The organism is Floricoccus tropicus (genome assembly GCF_001832905.1).
Taxonomy (GTDB): Bacteria; Bacillota; Bacilli; order Lactobacillales; family Streptococcaceae; genus Floricoccus; species Floricoccus tropicus.
On record NZ_MKIR01000022.1, the window covers coordinates 116,051 to 133,338 of the forward strand.

The window sequence follows — 17,288 nt, forward strand, 5'->3', positions numbered from 1 at the left end:
ATTTTCCTATTATTATTTATTTAACTCATCGAAAAATAGAGTAACTGAAAATATTTTAACACTTGTTTAAAATAAATGCACTAGATTATTCGTAAGTGGTTTTTAAAAGTTCATGAAAGGTTTATAATTATAATTTTTAAGGCTTGCCTAAAAATAAAATTTAGGTTAAACTAAATTTATAGATAACTAGTAAAAGAAAGGAATATAATTCATGATTAAGATAGAAGATTTAAATGTTTCTTATAATAATATTCCCGTGCTGACTAACGTGAATTTAGAAATTCCAGATGGAGTTTCTGTTGGAATTATTGGTCCAAATGGTGCAGGGAAATCGACACTCCTAAAAGCCATTCTAGGTCTTATAAAAAAAGATACGGGGGAAATTTCGATAGATGGTATGGGAGAAAAATATTTTCGCAAAAAAGTAGCCTATGTACCTCAAAGAAGCGAAATTGACCTTAGTTTTCCAATTACCGTAGGGCAGGTTGTTTTGACAGGAACCTATCCTAATATGAATGTCTTTCAAAGACCAGGGAAAAAAGAAAAATTAATTGCGCAGAAAGCCCTTGAAAAAGTTGGATTGACTGAATACAGTGAAAGAGCGATATCAGATTTATCTGGTGGGCAGTTGCAAAGGGTATATATAGCACGCGCTTTAGCTCAGGAAGCTGACTATTACTTTTTGGATGAACCATTCGTTGGAATTGATATGGTAAGCGAAAAAATAATTATTGATATAATTCGTGAATTACGGAATCAAGGTAAAACAATTGTAATTGTTCATCATGACTTACATAAAGTTACAGAGTATTTTGACCAACTTATTCTTGTTAACCGTGGTGTAGAAGCATATGGCGATGTTGAAGATACATTTACAACGGATAATATCAAGAAAGCTTATGGTAATACCATGGGTGATATTACTATCAAGGGGGTGGAAAAATAATGGATATTTTATTTAATATTGCTGACTTTTTTAACCTTCCTGTTAGTATGACAAATGCTCTTATAACATCAATTATACTGGGTATTATGTCAGGAGTTCTTGGAAGTTTTATTGTTTTAAGACAGTTGTCCTTAATGGGCGATGCTCTTTCACATGCGGTCCTTCCTGGTGTAGCAATTTCTTATCTATTGGGAATTAATGTTCTTTTTGGAGCAACTGTATTTGGAATTTTAGCCTCAATTCTCATTGAATATATAACTAAAAAGTCCAAAATTAAGGCTGATACTGCCATAGGTATAACATTATCCACCTTCTTTGCTTTGGGAATAATATTAATCAGTCAGGTAAGAAGCGGAGTCGATTTAAACCATGTTTTATTTGGTAATATTTTGGCAGTGACTCCTGAAGAGATTTTTCAGTCATTTATTTTGATGATAGTTGTAATAGTGGTTGTAGTTGCCTTGTATAAGGAACTGATGATTACTTCTTTTGACCCTGTGTTTTCTCAAGCAGCAGGACTAAATAATAGTTTTTTTCATTATTTATTAATGTTCTTACTTACAATTTTTACAGTCTCATCTCTATCTCAAGTAGGAATTGTATTGGTAGTTGCAATGCTTGTTATACCGGCAGCAACTTCCTATCTTTGGAATAAGCATCTAAGTAGTATGATTGTAACTTCATCGATTTTAGGTGTAGTGTTTGGACTCTTGGGTGTTGTTGTGAGCTTTAAGTACAATTTGCCAACTAGTGCGACAATTGTCTTAATAGGAGCAGCTTTCTTTATTGTTTCATTTATTTTCTCACCCAAAAATGGAATTATAGACTATAGTAAGTTGAAGTTAGGTAGCAAAAATAAGTATTTTGCTATTGCCCTAATCCCCATTTTACTTGTTTTTGGATTTTTCCTAAGTTCAAGATTGATGAGTGACAAAAATCATGGTAAACTACAAGTTCTGGCTTCTTATTCGATTATCGCAGATATGGCTAGTGAAGTTGGAGGAGATAAGGTTGAAGTACATTCTATTGTACCAATCGGAGTTGATCCCCACTCTTATGAACCCACACCAGAAGATAGTAAGTATGCTGAAAAAGCTGATCTAGTCTTTTATAATGGACTGAATCTTGAAACTGGTAAAGGGTGGTTCGAAAAGCTTTTAAGCAATGGTCGAAAAACTGAACATGCTTATGTAGTAAGTACAGGAGTGACTCCCTTCTATTTAACGGAAGACAATTCAGAGAAAACTGAAGACCCTCATGCTTGGCTTAACATTCAAAATGGTATAATCTATGTAGAGAACATTAAGGAAAAGTTAATCAAATATGATCCAGAAAATAAGGGCTATTATGAAAGTAATGCAAAGGACTATATTGCAAAGCTCACTGCTCTTGATGAAGAAGGATACGACAAACTTCAAACAATTCCCAAAGAGAATCGTGTTTTGGTGACTAGTGAAGGAGCCTTTAAATATTTTGCCAAACGCTATGATATGGATGCAGAATATATTTGGGAGATTAATACTGATAATCAAGGAACACCTGAACAGATGGTTCGTATTGACAATATTATCAAGGAAAGAAATGTTAAGGCATTATTTGTTGAATCAAGTGTTGCTCCTAAAACGATGGAAGCTGTCGCCCGTAATACAGGTAAGAAAATTGCAGCAAATCTTTTCACTGATTCCCTTGCAAAAGAAGGTCAAGAGGGGGATAATTACCTTAGTATGATGAAATGGAACATTGATAAAATCCATGATGGTTTAAAATAAAGAAAGAGGTTGAGGTGATTAAATGAAGAAACATGTGAATAATGCCAATCAAGAAGACTACCTAAAAGTTATTTATCAAAATGGAGGACTTGATGAGCACGTATCCAACAAGATTCTTTCGCAAAAACTTCAGGTATCACCTCCTTCTGTCTCAGAAATGCTCCTTAAATTAAGCGAGGAAGAATACATCACCTATACTCCATACAAGGGAGCTATCTTGACTGAAAAAGGTGCGGAAGTTACTGCGACGACCATTAGAAATCATCGTATATTCGAACGGTTTTTGTATGATAGTTTAGATTATTCTTTAAGAGAGGTCCACACGCTCGCTGAAGAGCTTGAGCATGTAAAAGATCTAGACTTCTTTGATAAACTATACAATTTTCTTGGACAGCCTGAAACTTGTCCTCATGGAAGTATGATTAATAAAGATAAGATAATTTTTGAAAAATATACTAATCCTTTAACCTCTTATGAAGTGGGTTCGATAATTCAAATCAAACGCTTTGATGATAACAGTAAGCTTCTTGAATTTGTTGAAAAAAATTCGCTTGGATTAGGCCAAATAGCTAAAGTTTTAGAGAAAAATGAAGAAGAGGATGAGATGATTATCAGTATTAATCAAGATGAACTTGTGATTCCCTTTGCCTTTGCTCTTAAAATATTTGTAATTCCACAAGAAAATTAAAATTAATATATTAAATTAGAGTTATGATGAAAATCATACTCTTTTTTTGTAAAATGATTTTATATTTGTGAATTAATTGTTTATAATTAATATAGTGGATTTAGTAATAATCATAAAGGAATATACATGAAAATTGAAGAAATTATAGATAAGAAAGAAGCACATAAAGTAGCTATTTTGCGTTATCTTTTACTAAATACAAACGTAAGTTTTGATAAACTTATGAAAGAAAGAAATTTATCTAAAAATACACTAAAGTTATATTTGCAAGAAATTGAAGATTTAGGGGAGGAGCTCAACAAAACACTAATTGTAAAGCGTGAAGGTGATTTTCTTAATTTACAAATGTCTGCGAACTTAAATTTAGATATAATAATCACTCATTACATTCTTAATAGTATTGAATTTAAAATGTTAAATTATCTTTTATACAATCAAAAATTTTCAACTATTCAATTAACCAGAGAGCTTTCAATCAGTGAATCATCAGTCTTTCGAAAAATAAAAAGAATTAATTTTTTTCTAGATGAGTTTGATATATCGATAAAAAATGGACGAATAATTGGAGATGAGTTACAAGTTCGATATTTTTATTTCCTTCTGTATGATTATCTTATTAAAAATAATCAAAGTTTCGCGGTGAATCATAAAAAGTATAGTCAAATTAGCACGCAAGCTAGGGGATTGATTGGTGCATTAGCTATTAATATAAGTGGAAATGCAGATATTTCATTGCAAATTTGGCTAGAGATATCTAGGTTACGCCAAAATTCTAAACAAGGTCGGAAAAATAGCTTGGTTAAAAAAAGTCGTCTTTTTCAAAAAGATAAATTGTATAAAGATATTTATACTTTTATGACAGATTATTTTGTTAGTAATTGTGAGTATGACTTTAATTTTGAAAGTATGAGCATATACGCCTTTGTCAGTGCTCTGCCGATAATGGATGAAGATAGGCATTACTTTTATGATCTGATGCGTAGTAAAAGACTGCCTACTGCCATGCATGACGTATACATTAGAGAGTACATCTTGCAACATTACAGTTCTAAAAGAATCTCCTTGAATTTGGAAAAACAAATAGGATATCAGCTGTCCCAAACAAACAGTAGATTATATTTCTTTAAAGGTTACCTGCAAAAATATGTGTGGGAAAATTTAATCAAAAAAGAAACAAAGCTCTTAAGCCACAATCTATTTAAGCTTGCAAAATCATTACAAAAGGTCGTTTTAGAGCAAATTGGAATCGATTATGATGAAAGTGAAACATCTGACCTACAAAATTTTCTTTTAATAAGTTACATAAATATTCTTTCCATAATTGATTTCCATATTGCTGAGATTGTAACTATAGGTATTGTTGAAGAAAGTCTTCCAGTGTATGGCCCAAATTATTATCAGTATCTTCATAGAACACTGACATCAGCTGTTAAGGGTATTCAAGTTGAGAAATATGAGAAAAGAAATAAGTACGATTTAGTAATTACAACTGATCCCAAAATTACCTTAAAAGAAGATGAGAAATTATATCTTCTGTCGGAATTTGAAAGTAATTATGATTTAGCAATGATCAAAAAAATAATAGAAGAAAGAAAAACAGAAAAAAACATCTTATCTAAACCATGATTACTAAAGGAAAATTTGCAAAAACTGTCATAAATTGACCACGATTATAAGTTATTGATTGTAAAAGTTGCATTAAAACATATATTATAAGTTTATAGAAAACGTTTACAAAAATATGTTGATCAAAAGGAGAAGATTATGCCAGAAGGAACATACATCATGGCTATTGACCAAGGAACTACAAGCTCACGTGCTATCATTTACGATAAAAAGGGTAAGCAAGTTTCGAGTTCACAAAAGGAATTTACTCAGTACTTTCCACAAGAAGGATGGGTTGAGCACAATGCCAATGAAATTTGGAATTCAGTCCAATCTGTAATTGCCGGGTCATTTATTGAATCTGGTATTAAACCAGAACAGATTGCTGGTATTGGGATTACTAATCAGCGTGAAACAACAGTTGTTTGGGAAAAAGACACAGGTCGTCCAATTTACAATGCGATTGTTTGGCAATCACGCCAATCAGCAGGAATTGCTAATCAGTTAAAGAAAGATGGCTATGAAGACTTCTTCCATAAAAAAACAGGTTTAGTAATAGATTCTTATTTCTCAGCAACTAAAGTTAGATGGATTTTAGATAATGTTGAAGGTGCTCAAGAAAGAGCAGAAAAAGGCGAGTTACTTTTTGGAACAATTGATACATGGCTTGTTTGGAAATTAACTGACGGTGGATCACACGTTACTGACTATTCAAATGCAAGTCGTACAATGATGTTTAATATCAATGACTTGAAATGGGATAAAGAAATATTAGAACTGTTAAATATTCCTGAAGTAATGCTTCCGAAAGTTGCCTCAAACTCAGAAATATATGGCTATACTCAAGGATATCACTTCTTTGGAAGTGAAGTTCCAATTTCAGGTATGGCAGGGGACCAACAAGCAGCATTGTTTGGACAAATGGCATTTGACCCAGGTATGGTAAAAAATACATACGGAACAGGATCTTTCATTGTTATGAATACAGGTGAAAAACCACAATATTCAAAACATAAATTACTTACAACTATTGGTTATGGAATAAATGGAAAAGTTTATTATGCACTTGAAGGAAGTATCTTCGTTGCAGGATCATCTATTCAATGGTTGAGAGATGGAATCCATATGGTTGAAAAAGCCAGTGATTCAGAAGAAGCTGCTAGAAAATCAACAAATGATGATGAAGTTTATGTAGTGCCTGCATTTGTAGGCCTAGGAGCTCCATATTGGGATCAAGAAGCACGAGGTGCAATGTTTGGACTTACACGTGGTACAACAGAAAATGATGTAATAAAGGCTACACTACAATCAATTGCTTACCAAGTAAGAGATGTAATTGATACTATGGAAGAAGATACTGGTATTGCAATTCCTGTTCTTAAGGTTGATGGTGGAGCAGCAAATAATAGTTACCTAATGCAGTTCCAATCAGATATTTTAGATGTTCCTGTACAAAAAGCAGGAGATCTTGAAACTACAGCATTAGGGGCAGCATTCTTAGCGGGTCTTGCAGTTGGATATTGGAAAGACATTGATGAGATTAGAGAATTTTATGCAGTAGGTAAAATGTTCGAATCAGATATGGATGACGAACGTAGAAATAATTTATATGGTGGTTGGAAACGTGCAGTTAAAGCCACTCAAACATTTACAAATTTAAAGGAAGAGGATTAAAATGGAATTTTCAAAAAAATCAAGAAAGAACACAATTAAAAGCCTTCAAGAGGAAGAATTAGATTTACTAGTAATCGGTGGAGGTATCACTGGTGCAGGTGTTGCACTTCAGGCTTCTGCTGCAGGTATTAAAACTGGATTAATTGAAATGCAGGACTTTGCTGAAGGAACATCATCACGCTCTACAAAGCTAGTTCATGGTGGAATCCGTTACCTTAAAAACTTTGATGTAGAAGTTGTGGCAGACACAGTAAGTGAACGCGCAGTAGTTCAACAAGTTGCACCACATATTCCTAAACCAGACCCAATGCTTCTACCTCTATATGACGATGAAGGAGCAACAACATTCAACATGTTCTCAGTCAAAGTTGCTATGGACATCTATGACCGTCTTGCAGGAGTTGAAAATTCTGCATTTGCAAATTATACTTTGACACCAGAAGAGGTTCTTGAACGTGAGCCTTATATCAAAAAAGAAGGTCTTTTAGGAGCGGGAGTATACTTAGATTTCCGTAACAATGATGCCCGTCTTGTAATTGATAATGTTAAAAAAGCAGTTGAAGACGGCGCACTTGCAGTAAGCAAAATGAAAGTTATTGGTTTTACTTATGATGAAAACCAAAAAATAAACGGTGTCAAAGCGCGTGATTTATTAACAGACGAAGTTATTGAAATTAAGGCAAAACTTGTTATTAATACAAGTGGTCCTTGGGTAGACAAAGTCCGTACTCTTAACTTCACACGTGCAGTACGACCAATGATGCGTCCAACCAAAGGTGTTCACTTAGTAGTTGATGCAGCAAAACTTCCAGTACCACAACCAACATATTTTGATACTGGTAAACATGATGGAAGAATGGTCTTTGCGATTCCAAGAGAAAACAAGACATATTTTGGTACAACTGATACTGACTATAAAGGTGATTTTGCTGAACCGAAAGTTACTCAAGACGATGTTGATTACTTACTTGAAGTTATTAATTTCCGTTATCCTGAAGCAAATATTACAATTAATGATATTGAATCAAGTTGGGCAGGACTTCGCCCATTACTAGGTGGTAATGCTGGTTCTGACTACAATGGTGGTGATAACGGTACAATTTCAGATAAAAGTTTCAATGATGTTTTAGATGCAGTTGTAGCCTATAAAGAAGATAAGATCTCTCGTGAAGACGTTGAAAATGTTCTTAACCATTTAGAAAATAGTCGTGGTGAAAAAGAATTATCACCTTCTCAAGTATCACGTGGTTCATTGCTAGAACAAGAAGAAGACGGCTTGATTACTCTTGCTGGTGGTAAAATTACTGACTACCGTAAGATGGCAGAAGGTGCATTAGAATTAATCCGCACAATTTTAGCTGACCAATATAATGAAACATTTAAAGAAGTTGATTCAAAAAGATATGCGATTTCTGGTGGTGAATTTGATAATACAAAAGTAACTGAAACAGTTGCTAAAAATGCTAAGGTAGGAATTGAAGCAGGACTTTCAGAAGAAGAAGCAACTTATATTGCTGATTTTTATGGAATGAATTCATTGAAAATCTTTGCTTTAGCTAAAGAAATTGAAGCATATCCTGGTTTGACATTAGCTGAGTCAGCACGACTTCGTTATGGACTTGATGAAGAAATTGTACTTACTCCTGCTGACTATTTCATGCGTCGTACAAATCATATTCTCTTCCAAAGAGATAGTCTTGATGATTTGATTCAACCAGTAGTGAATGCAATGGCTGAATATCTAGAATGGAATGATGAACAAAAATCTAGTGCATTAGCTGAACTTGATGAGGTTATATCTGAATCAGATTTATCTTATTTAAAATAAGGAGAGAATAAGATGCATGAAATTTTAGGTGAATTTTTAGGGACAATGTTTTTAGTACTTCTAGGTGATGGAGTATGTGCAGCAGTTAATCTTAAAAAAAGTAAGGCAGAAGGTTCAGGCTGGATTGTAATTGCCTTTGGATGGGCAATGGCAGTAACAATGGCTGTATATATGTCAGGTTTCTTAGGACCCGCACATCTAAACCCTGCTGTAACAATTGCAATGGCAATGACAGGTGCAATTAGTTATGGTCAAGTTGTTCCATTTATCTTAGCTCAAATGTTAGGTGCGTTTCTAGGTGCAGTTCTTGTATGGCTTGCTTACCGTCCTTTATGGAATGAAACAAAGGATCAAGGAGCAATCCTTGGAACATTTGCAACTGGTCCTGCTGTTAGAGATTATGCAGCAAACGTTGTGACTGAAGCAATTGGAACGTTTGTACTAGTATTTGGATTACTAGCTTTTGGACGTAATAATTTTGCAGATGGACTTAATGTCTTCGCAGTAGGTGGGTTAATTCTAGCTTTAGGTTTATCACTTGGTGGACCAACAGGGTACGCATTAAATCCAGCACGTGATTTAGGCCCTCGTATTGCTCATCAAGTACTACCAATATCAAATAAAGGTGATTCTGATTGGGCATACTCTTGGGTGCCAATCGTTGGACCAATTATTGGAGCAGTTTTAGCAGCACTAATCTTTGGTATGATTCCATAAGGAAAAATACAAACAAAAAAATGACTCTCTTAGTAGGAGTCATTTTTTGTTGGTAAAATTTAAGTTGATCAACTAAAAGATAAATAAAATGGAATAGAACTGAAATAGAGGGTAATTTAAAACTACTCTCTATTTTCATATGCTTTCCATGTAATGAAAAAAATTATAAAAAAGAGACACTTCAAATGTCTCTTTGCTAGTTATTATGCGGAGAAAGGGACTTGAACCCTCACGACCTAAAGCGGTCACAGGATCCTTAGTCCTGCGCGTCTGCCAATTCCGCCATCTCCGCTGACAAGATATATTATACCATCTCTTGTTTTAGTTGGCAAGATTATAAGAGTGAATAAAAAAATATAATTTTGCATATTTATGCTTGACTAATGAATAAAAATGCATTAATATAAAATGCATATGAATAAATATACTGAAAAGAGGATTAGGAAATGAGTAAAGAAAAAGTAATTTTAGCATATTCGGGTGGTTTGGATACGTCGGTAGCTATCAAGTGGTTGGCTGAAAATTATGATGTAATAGCAGTTTGTATGGATGTTGGTGAAGGTAAAGATTTAGATTTTATTCACGATAAAGCTTTAACGGTAGGTGCAATTGATTCTAAAGTAATCGATGTTAAAGATGAGTTTGCAGAGCAATATGTATTGCCTGCCTTACAAGGTCATGCATATTATGAACAAAAATATCCATTAGTATCTGCCTTGTCGCGTCCTTTAATTTCTAAAAAACTAGTTGAAGTTGCCCATGAATACGGAGCAACAACAATAGCTCACGGATGTACAGGGAAAGGAAATGATCAGGTTCGTTTCGAAGTAGCTATTGCTGCCCTAGATCCCAATCTTAAAGTAGTTGCTCCAGTTCGTGAGTGGAAATGGTCTAGAGAAGAAGAGATTAATTACGCAAAAGAGAATGGTATACCGGTTCCAGCTCAGCTGGATAGTCCTTATTCAGTTGACCAAAATCTTTGGGGACGTGCAAATGAATGTGGTGTTCTTGAGAATCCGTGGACTGAAGCGCCTGAAGATGCTTATGGAATAACTAAGTCAATTGCTGATGCACCTGATGAACCAGAGTATATCGAAATTGAGTTTGAGGGTGGAGTTCCTGTAAAATTAAATAATGAAGAACTTAAACTTGGTGATTTAATTCAAAAACTTAATAATATTGCAGGTGTTCATGGAATTGGACGTATTGATCATGTTGAAAATAGACTTGTTGGTATAAAGTCACGTGAGATTTATGAATGTCCTGCTGCCGTAACTTTATTGACAGCCCATAAGGAAATCGAAGATATCACACTCGTGCGTGATGTTGCACATTTTAAACCTATTATTGAAAATGAATTTTCAAATCTTATTTATAATGGTTTGTGGTTTAATCCAGCAACAGACAGTCTAATTGCCTATATCAAACAGACACAAAAAGTAGTTAATGGGACTGCGCGTGTTAGATTATTTAAAGGTACGGCCACAGTTGTAGGAAGAAAATCACCAAATTCTTTATATGATGAAAATCTAGCAACTTATACAAGCTCTGATACATTTGATCAAGACGCAGCAGTTGGTTTTATCAAACTTTGGGGACTACCTACAAAAGTAAATGCAGAAGTACAAGCAAAACAAAAAGATAAGGATTAGGATAATATGGTAGAAAAGCTTTGGGGCGGACGTTTTGAAGAATCGGTTTCTGATTGGGTTGAAGAGTTCGGAGCATCAATTTCATTTGATCAAAAAATGGCTCGTCAAGATTTACAAGGTAGCCTCGCCCATGTTACCATGCTAGCCAAAACTGGTATTTTGACTGAGGCAGAAGCTGAGAAAATTAAAGATGGAATTAAGGCAGTTGAAGAAAAATATGAAGCAGGGCAAATTGAGTTTACTGTAGCTAATGAAGACGTCCATATGAACATGGAAAGCTATCTACATGATCAAATTGGTCCAGTTGCAGGAAAGCTTCACACAGCCCGTAGTCGTAACGATCAGGTGGCGACAGACATGCATTTGTATTTGCGAGATGTATTGCATCAGACAATCGAAAAACTTCATACCCTTCGAACAACTCTCATTCAAATTTCCGAAGCTCACATTGAAACTATCATGCCGGGTTATACCCATCTTCAGCATGCTCAACCAATTTCATTTGCTCATCACCTAATGGCTTATTATCAAATGCTAACAAGAGATGCAGAGCGCTTCACTTTTAATTTAAAACATACAAATATTTCGCCCTTAGGTGCTGCGGCACTAGCTGGGACAACCTTTCCGATTGACAGGAAATTAACGGCAGATCTTTTGGATTTTGCTGGACCATACGAAAATTCTTTAGATGCAGTGAGTGACAGAGATTTTATTCTAGAATTTTTGAGTAATTCCAGCATCTTAATGATGCATTTAAGTCGCTTCTGTGAAGAAATTATTCTTTGGTGTAGCAATGAATTCAAGTTTATCAGCTTGTCTGATAGCTTTTCGACAGGCTCTAGTATCATGCCTCAAAAGAAAAATCCTGATATGGTAGAACTTATTAGAGGAAAGACAGGTCGTGTATATGGAGACCTAGTCGGACTTTTGACAGTTATGAAGTCACTTCCTTTAGCTTATAATAAAGATCTTCAAGAAGATAAAGAAGGTATGTTTGATGCAGCAAAAACAATTTTAACTTCACTGGATGTTATGAATGGAATGCTTGAAACTATGACCGTCAATAAAGACATTATGGAGAAATCAACAAAATCTGATTTTTCAAATGCAACAGAACTCGCTGATTATCTTGCTGCAAAAGGTCTTCCTTTTAGAGAGGCTCATGAAATTGTAGGAAAATTAGTCCTTGAATGTACGAAACAGGGTTACTATTTACAAGATGTCCCCCTGAAGCGTTATCAGGAGCTTTCTAATTTAATTGAATCTGATATTTATAAGTATTTAGATTCAAAAACGGCGGTCGGTAGACGTAATTCTTATGGTGGAACTGGTTTTGAAGCAATTAAAGAACAAATTCAAGTAGCAAAAAAGTCACTTTTATAAAAAAACAATGCCTAAAGATGTACAGTCTATATACGTTTTTAGGCTTTTATGTTATAATCTGATAGATTGAATGTAGTCTAGTAAAGTGAGGATCCAATGAAAAAATCATATAGAATTAAGAGTTCCCAAGATTTTCAGAGGATTTTAGGAAAAAAAGATACTTTTGCTAATAGAAAATTTGTTATATACAAAGATGAAGCTTCTGAAAAACATTACCGTGTTGGGATATCTGTTGGGAAAAAAATCGGTAATGCAGTTACTAGGAATCGAGTGAAACGCTTAGTTCGTCACTCTTTGATGGAATTTTCACCAAACATTGAGAACTTTGATTTTTTAGTTATAGTTCGTGTAGGTGTTGAGGACCTAGATTTTACTGAAATCAAAAAAAATCTAAAGCATGCTTTGAAACATGCAGAAATTTATAGAGACGGAGATTTAAGTTAGTTTGAAAAGAAAATTAGCTGCTGCATCAAGCCTATTGATGGTTTTAGTTCTTGCAGGATGTGGTCGAAGTGATATTACAGCTTCTTCATCAGGTTTATGGGACAAATTTGTTTATATATTCGCAGAAATCATTAGATTTTTATCACTTAATGGTTCAACTGGAATTGGTATTATTTTATTTACTCTTTTAATTCGTGTAGCTCTCTTGCCGTTGATGCATATGCAAATCAAGTCAACGCGTACAATGCAAGACTTGCAACCTGAAATTAAAAAAATCCAAGCTAAGTATCCCGGTAAAGATGGTGAAAGCAGAAGGCTCCTTTCAGAAGAAACACAAGCTCTTTATTCTGAACATAATGCAAATCCTATGATTGGATGTCTTCCATTATTGGTTCAAATGCCAATTTTGATGGCTCTGTACCAAGCGTTAACAAGGGTTGATTTTCTTCGTAGCGGTCACTTCTTATGGCTTGATATCGCTAAACCAGACCCTTACTTTATTTTACCAGTCCTTGCTGCTTTGTTTACTTTCCTAAGTTCTTGGTTAAATATGAAATCAATGCCTGAAAAAAATACAATGACAACAACTATGACATATTTCATGCCATTGTTTATTTTATTCACTTCATTGAATTTAGCAAGTGGGGTAACTTTATACTGGACAGTATCAAATGCTTTCCAAGTGTTCCAAACTTTACTTCTAAATAATCCCTTTAAAATAGAGGAAGAAAGAAAAGCTAAGGAACAATCTGAAAAAGATAAAATCAAAGCTCGTGAAAAAGCAATTAAGAAAGCTAAAAAGAAAAAATAAGTTTGAAGTTTATGGAAAAATAAATTTTGAAGGAGTATATTATGGCTATTTTTACTGGTGAAACTGTAGAAAAAGCGATTGAACGAGGGTTAGCCAGACTTGGTGTCAGTCGTGAAAAAGTTCATATTGAAATTGAGCAGCATGAGAAAAAAGGATTTTTAGGATTCGGTGTTAAACGTGCTCGTGTCAATATTGATATCATTAGTGAAGAAACACAATTAAAAGCTGATAGGCTTGCCATTCGTGGAACTAATCAAAAAATGCTGGGTGGTCAAGAAGTCAAGAGTTCAAAAGATGCCACTGTAGAATTAAGCAAAGTGATTAAGGCTGTTCGTCAAGCAGAAAAAGAGGCTGGACAATCATTATCTGATGAAGAAAAACAATTAATTCTTGAAGGTTCAAGGAATATTAAAAATGAAGATTCTATAGTTTCTGAGGAAATTTTAGGAGATATAGATAATACGGATGAAAACGAACTTGTATCAGATTTGCATGTCATCGAACCAGAAGTGGAGCAGGAATCTAATTCTAAACCAAATAATCAGTCTATTGAAGTATCTAAAATATCTCAATATCTCTTAGATATTACAAAAGAGATGGGGATTTCAGCTTCAGTAGAATCATACTATGATGAGGAACTAGATAATATCGTCTTTAATTTAACGTCGGAGCAAGATGGACTTTTGATTGGCAAGCATGGAAAAATTTTGCAAAGTTTACAATTAATAGCCCAAGCGTATGCTAGTACCCTATTTGATAACTATCTAAAGATAACAGTAGATGTTGCAGGCTATCTTGATAAGCGTCAAGCTTTTCTAAAATCATTAGCAAGAAATGCAATTGAGAAAGCCAAAAAAGGTGAGATAGCATATATTAACGATTTACAATCTTTTGAGAGGAAAATAATTCATTCAATAGTTTCTAAAGAGCCAGGAATTAGTAGTCATTCAGAAGGCCAAGATTCACGAAGATACATAGTCATTCGCAAAGAGTATTAAGATAAAAGGGAAAATATTTTTTCCTTTTTCACAAATTTATGATAAGTATAGGTTGACAAAAGACTACTATATGTATTAAAATAGTTTGGTATGTTTAGTATTCGAACAAGTAAAGCCTAGGCTAGACATAAATAGAATAAAACAGGAGGATCTTTCAAAATGAAACGTACTTATCAACCAAGTAAACGTAAACGTCAAAAGACACATGGTTTCCGTAAACGTATGTCTACTAAGAACGGACGTCGCGTATTAGCATCTCGTCGTCGTAAAGGACGTGCAGTTATTTCTGCATAATATTATAAAAAAAATCGTAAAGCGAACTCGAGCGCTTACGATTTTTTTGTTGAATTATATTTCTATGTTAAAATAAGAGTAGAGATATTACGTGAAGTTGATTAATACAAAATTGATATGCAAACTAGCGATTTAGAAAAAATGTTTAGCGGTCTATTATGTGTAATTGAAATAGTTCTATTTATTTAAATATAAAGATATTAGGAGAAATTATGAAAAAAATAAATATAAGAAATACGGACTTAGAAGTGTCTAATCTTATATTAGGATGTATGAGAATTAATCAAGAAGGTCGAAACCCTCAAAAAGTAATCGAAACAGCCTATGATAATGGGATAAACTTTTTTGATCACGCTGATATATATGGCAGAGGTGAATGCGAATCTATTTTCGCTGAAGCATTTGCTAAGACAAATATAAATCGTTCAGAGATTTACTTGCAATCAAAGCTCGGGATTATTCCAGGGATAATGTTTGATCAATCTAAAGAGCATATTTTAAATTCCACTGATAAAATTCTTAATCGATTAAATACAGATTACTTAGATACATTACTTATTCATAGACCAGATGTTTTTGTTGAACCAGAGGAAGTTGCCGAGGCATTTTATATTTTGAAAAAATCGGGTAAAGTAAAATACTTTGGTGTTTCAAATCATAAGAAAAGTCAAATTGAACTTTTAAAGACAGCAGTAAAAGAACCACTTGTAATTAATCAGCTCCAGTTTGGTCTTAAACACACAGAAATGCTTGATTCAGGTCTAAATGTAAATATGCATAATGATGCTTCTGTTGACCATGACGATAGCATTTGGGATTATTCACGTATTGAAGGTATGACAATTCAAGCTTGGTCTCCATTTCAATACGGACATTTTGAAGGTATATTTATTGGAAATGAAAAATTTCCAGATTTAAATAAAAAATTATTTGAAGTAGCAGAAAAACATAATACAACTCCAACTGCTATTGCATATGCGTGGATAAATAGTCACCCAGCGAATGTCCAAACTATTATTGGAACAATGAATTCTGAAAGAATTAAAGAAATTGCAGCTGCCTCAGATATAGTACTTACTCGTAAAGAATGGTACTCATTATATACTGCTGCAGGTAATGTGTTGCCCTAGTAAAGTAAGATAATTTGAAAATATGTTCAAAATGTCTTATAATTGTGTAAATAACTATAAGAAAGAGGTGAGTTTTTGGGATTTACAGATGAAACAGTCCGCTTCGAATTTGAAGATTCAAGCAAAAAAGAAATTGGAGCTACACTTGTTGCTGTATATAAAGCTCTAGAAGAAAAAGGTTATAGCCCTATTAATCAAATGGTAGGTTATGTATTGTCAGGAGATCCAGCTTATATACCTCGCCATAATGATGCTAGAAACTTAATTCGTAGATTTGATAGAGATGATATAGTTGAAGAATTAATAAAATCATACTTGAAAGATCAAGGTGCAGAAATCTAATGGAAAGAATCCTAGGACTTGACGTAGGGAGTAAAACGGTCGGTGTTGCTGTAAGTGACTTATTGGGAATAACTGCTCAAGGGCTTGAAATCATTAAAATTGATGAAGAGTCTGGTGAGTTTGGTTTGGAACGAATGGATGAACTTGTAAAAGAGAATAAACCTGGTCGTTTTGTATTAGGACTTCCGAAAAATATGAATAACACTTTGGGTCCAAGAGCAGAAGCAAGCCAAAATTATGGTAAACTTCTTGAAGAAAGATATAATTTACCGGTAGAATATCAAGATGAACGTTTATCTACGGTTGAAGCTGAAAGAATGCTGATATCAAATGATACAAGCCGCAATAAGCGAAAGAAAGTAATCGATAAATTAGCAGCAGTTTTAATTCTGCAAAATTATTTAGAGATACATAGATAACATAATCATAATAAAGAAGAGGAATAAAAAATGACTGAACATAATCACGATCACAACCACGATGATATTGAACTTGTAACACTTTATGATGAAAATGGAGATGAAGTGTTATATGAAGTGTATTTAGAGATTGAAGCACAAAAGGAATTTGGGAAAGACTACATTCTCCTTGTTCCGCATGACCTAAATGAAGATGATGAAGCACTAATCTTACCTTATGCGGTTGAAAAAGATGAAAATGGTGAAGAAATTATTGTGCCTATTTCTGAAGATTCAGATGCAGAATGGAATATGATAGAAGAAGTATTCAATTCAATTGTTGAAGAAGAACAATAAAATTTCAAAAATTAAAGATTAGAAAAATACGAACTATAAAAATATTGAATTGAACAAATTCGATGTATAGTTCGTGTTTTATTTTAAAATTATCGCAATGTTTATGTTGTGAGAAGTAAAAGTCGAACAAAGTTGTATTGAGAAGTAAAAAGATTGAAAATAAGATTGTTAAAATTTGAAAAAAGTTATTGACAAATAAATTAGGTAGTGATAAGATAATAACACTGTCAAGGACGAAGCAATCAACGAAAA

Annotated in this window: 17 protein-coding genes and 1 tRNA gene; 17 read left to right on the forward strand and 1 reads right to left on the reverse strand. The window is 33.8% G+C overall.

The genetic code is table 11. From position 1 onward, the window contains the following. Window positions 1-211 precede the first annotated feature (211 nt). From BG261_RS07270 to BG261_RS07300, 7 genes are all read left to right on the forward strand, one after another. A complete protein-coding gene (locus BG261_RS07270; protein WP_070792691.1) occupies window positions 212-946 on the forward strand; it encodes a metal ABC transporter ATP-binding protein in 735 nt (244 codons plus the stop codon). Continuing rightward, window positions 946-2,715 carry a metal ABC transporter solute-binding protein, Zn/Mn family gene (locus BG261_RS07275; protein ID WP_083318300.1) on the forward strand — a complete coding sequence of 590 codons (1,770 nt, stop codon included), beginning with the start codon at window positions 946-948 and terminating at the stop codon, window positions 2,713-2,715. The genes BG261_RS07270 and BG261_RS07275 overlap by 1 nt, the downstream gene beginning before the upstream one ends. Before the next feature lie 22 nt (window positions 2,716-2,737). Next, the gene (locus BG261_RS07280; protein ID WP_070792692.1) at window positions 2,738-3,403 is read left to right on the forward strand and encodes a metal-dependent transcriptional regulator; all 666 of its coding nucleotides are present in this window, start codon (window positions 2,738-2,740) and stop codon (window positions 3,401-3,403) included. A gap of 126 nt (window positions 3,404-3,529) precedes the next feature. Further along, a complete protein-coding gene (locus BG261_RS07285) occupies window positions 3,530-5,029 on the forward strand; it encodes a helix-turn-helix domain-containing protein (RefSeq protein WP_070792693.1) in 1,500 nt (499 codons plus the stop codon). Between the two features lie 138 nt (window positions 5,030-5,167). Further along, on the forward strand, window positions 5,168-6,682 hold the full coding sequence (glpK, locus tag BG261_RS07290; RefSeq protein WP_070792694.1) for a glycerol kinase GlpK: 1,515 nt from the start codon (window positions 5,168-5,170) through the stop codon (window positions 6,680-6,682). Window position 6,683: 1 nt separating this feature from the next. Beyond that, the gene (gene glpO, locus BG261_RS07295; RefSeq protein WP_070792695.1) at window positions 6,684-8,510 is read left to right on the forward strand and encodes a type 1 glycerol-3-phosphate oxidase; all 1,827 of its coding nucleotides are present in this window, start codon (window positions 6,684-6,686) and stop codon (window positions 8,508-8,510) included. Window positions 8,511-8,522: 12 nt separating this feature from the next. Beyond that, window positions 8,523-9,227, forward strand: coding sequence for an MIP/aquaporin family protein (locus BG261_RS07300; RefSeq protein WP_070792696.1), 705 nt, complete (start codon window positions 8,523-8,525; stop codon window positions 9,225-9,227). Window positions 9,228-9,433: 206 nt separating this feature from the next. On the opposite strand, the gene BG261_RS07305 is transcribed toward BG261_RS07300, so the two are convergent. Further along, window positions 9,434-9,519: transfer RNA gene (locus BG261_RS07305), tRNA-Leu, on the reverse strand. Window positions 9,520-9,673: 154 nt separating this feature from the next. Between BG261_RS07305 and BG261_RS07310 the strand changes: the two genes are divergently transcribed. The 10 genes from BG261_RS07310 (at window position 9,674) to BG261_RS07355 (ending at window position 17,036) form a co-directional block, all read left to right on the forward strand. After that, window positions 9,674-10,879: an argininosuccinate synthase gene (locus tag BG261_RS07310; RefSeq protein WP_070792697.1), complete on the forward strand. Its 1,206-nt coding sequence runs from the start codon at window positions 9,674-9,676 to the stop codon at window positions 10,877-10,879. A gap of 6 nt (window positions 10,880-10,885) precedes the next feature. Continuing rightward, on the forward strand, window positions 10,886-12,262 hold the full coding sequence (argH, locus tag BG261_RS07315) for an argininosuccinate lyase (RefSeq protein ID WP_070792698.1): 1,377 nt from the start codon (window positions 10,886-10,888) through the stop codon (window positions 12,260-12,262). Between the two features lie 96 nt (window positions 12,263-12,358). After that, entirely contained in the window at window positions 12,359-12,706 is a 348-nt protein-coding gene (rnpA, locus tag BG261_RS07320; RefSeq protein ID WP_070792699.1) for a ribonuclease P protein component, read from the forward strand. A gap of 37 nt (window positions 12,707-12,743) precedes the next feature. Then, on the forward strand, window positions 12,744-13,517 hold the full coding sequence (locus BG261_RS07325; protein ID WP_158007188.1) for a YidC/Oxa1 family membrane protein insertase: 774 nt from the start codon (window positions 12,744-12,746) through the stop codon (window positions 13,515-13,517). Window positions 13,518-13,558: 41 nt separating this feature from the next. After that, the gene (jag, locus tag BG261_RS07330) at window positions 13,559-14,515 is read left to right on the forward strand and encodes an RNA-binding cell elongation regulator Jag/EloR (RefSeq protein WP_070792701.1); all 957 of its coding nucleotides are present in this window, start codon (window positions 13,559-13,561) and stop codon (window positions 14,513-14,515) included. Window positions 14,516-14,674: 159 nt separating this feature from the next. Then, the gene (gene rpmH / locus BG261_RS07335) at window positions 14,675-14,809 is read left to right on the forward strand and encodes a 50S ribosomal protein L34 (RefSeq protein ID WP_070787578.1); all 135 of its coding nucleotides are present in this window, start codon (window positions 14,675-14,677) and stop codon (window positions 14,807-14,809) included. A 212-nt stretch (window positions 14,810-15,021) separates the two neighbouring features. Continuing rightward, on the forward strand, window positions 15,022-15,939 hold the full coding sequence (locus BG261_RS07340; protein ID WP_070792702.1) for an aldo/keto reductase: 918 nt from the start codon (window positions 15,022-15,024) through the stop codon (window positions 15,937-15,939). A 75-nt stretch (window positions 15,940-16,014) separates the two neighbouring features. Then, window positions 16,015-16,281, forward strand: a complete 267-nt coding sequence (locus BG261_RS07345) for an IreB family regulatory phosphoprotein (RefSeq protein WP_070792703.1) — start codon at window positions 16,015-16,017, stop codon at window positions 16,279-16,281. Further along, complete coding sequence (ruvX, locus tag BG261_RS07350; RefSeq protein WP_070792704.1) at window positions 16,281-16,700, forward strand: Holliday junction resolvase RuvX; 420 nt, start codon at window positions 16,281-16,283, stop codon at window positions 16,698-16,700. Before BG261_RS07345 ends, ruvX begins: the two co-directional genes overlap by 1 nt. A 30-nt stretch (window positions 16,701-16,730) precedes the next feature. After that, window positions 16,731-17,036 carry a DUF1292 domain-containing protein gene (locus tag BG261_RS07355; RefSeq protein ID WP_070792705.1) on the forward strand — a complete coding sequence of 102 codons (306 nt, stop codon included), beginning with the start codon at window positions 16,731-16,733 and terminating at the stop codon, window positions 17,034-17,036. Window positions 17,037-17,288: the final 252 nt, after the last annotated feature.

Excerpts from the sequence above, each read along its gene's own strand:
- BG261_RS07280 (WP_070792692.1), top strand. The coding sequence starts at position 2,738 with ATGAAGAAACATGTGAATAATGCCAATCAAGAAGACTACCTAAAAGTT.
- BG261_RS07355 (WP_070792705.1), top strand. The coding sequence starts at position 16,731 with ATGACTGAACATAATCACGATCACAACCACGATGATATTGAACTTGTA.
- BG261_RS07270 (WP_070792691.1), top strand. The coding sequence starts at position 212 with ATGATTAAGATAGAAGATTTAAATGTTTCTTATAATAATATTCCCGTG.
- BG261_RS07325 (WP_158007188.1), top strand. The coding sequence starts at position 12,744 with ATGGTTTTAGTTCTTGCAGGATGTGGTCGAAGTGATATTACAGCTTCT.
- argH (WP_070792698.1), top strand. The coding sequence starts at position 10,886 with ATGGTAGAAAAGCTTTGGGGCGGACGTTTTGAAGAATCGGTTTCTGAT.
- jag (WP_070792701.1), top strand. The coding sequence starts at position 13,559 with ATGGCTATTTTTACTGGTGAAACTGTAGAAAAAGCGATTGAACGAGGG.
- glpK (WP_070792694.1), top strand. The coding sequence starts at position 5,168 with ATGCCAGAAGGAACATACATCATGGCTATTGACCAAGGAACTACAAGC.
- BG261_RS07340 (WP_070792702.1), top strand. The coding sequence starts at position 15,022 with ATGAAAAAAATAAATATAAGAAATACGGACTTAGAAGTGTCTAATCTT.
- BG261_RS07285 (WP_070792693.1), top strand. The coding sequence starts at position 3,530 with ATGAAAATTGAAGAAATTATAGATAAGAAAGAAGCACATAAAGTAGCT.
- BG261_RS07275 (WP_083318300.1), top strand. The coding sequence starts at position 946 with ATGGATATTTTATTTAATATTGCTGACTTTTTTAACCTTCCTGTTAGT.
- glpO (WP_070792695.1), top strand. The coding sequence starts at position 6,684 with ATGGAATTTTCAAAAAAATCAAGAAAGAACACAATTAAAAGCCTTCAA.
- BG261_RS07310 (WP_070792697.1), top strand. The coding sequence starts at position 9,674 with ATGAGTAAAGAAAAAGTAATTTTAGCATATTCGGGTGGTTTGGATACG.
- rpmH (WP_070787578.1), top strand. The coding sequence starts at position 14,675 with ATGAAACGTACTTATCAACCAAGTAAACGTAAACGTCAAAAGACACAT.
- rnpA (WP_070792699.1), top strand. The coding sequence starts at position 12,359 with ATGAAAAAATCATATAGAATTAAGAGTTCCCAAGATTTTCAGAGGATT.
- ruvX (WP_070792704.1), top strand. The coding sequence starts at position 16,281 with ATGGAAAGAATCCTAGGACTTGACGTAGGGAGTAAAACGGTCGGTGTT.
- BG261_RS07300 (WP_070792696.1), top strand. The coding sequence starts at position 8,523 with ATGCATGAAATTTTAGGTGAATTTTTAGGGACAATGTTTTTAGTACTT.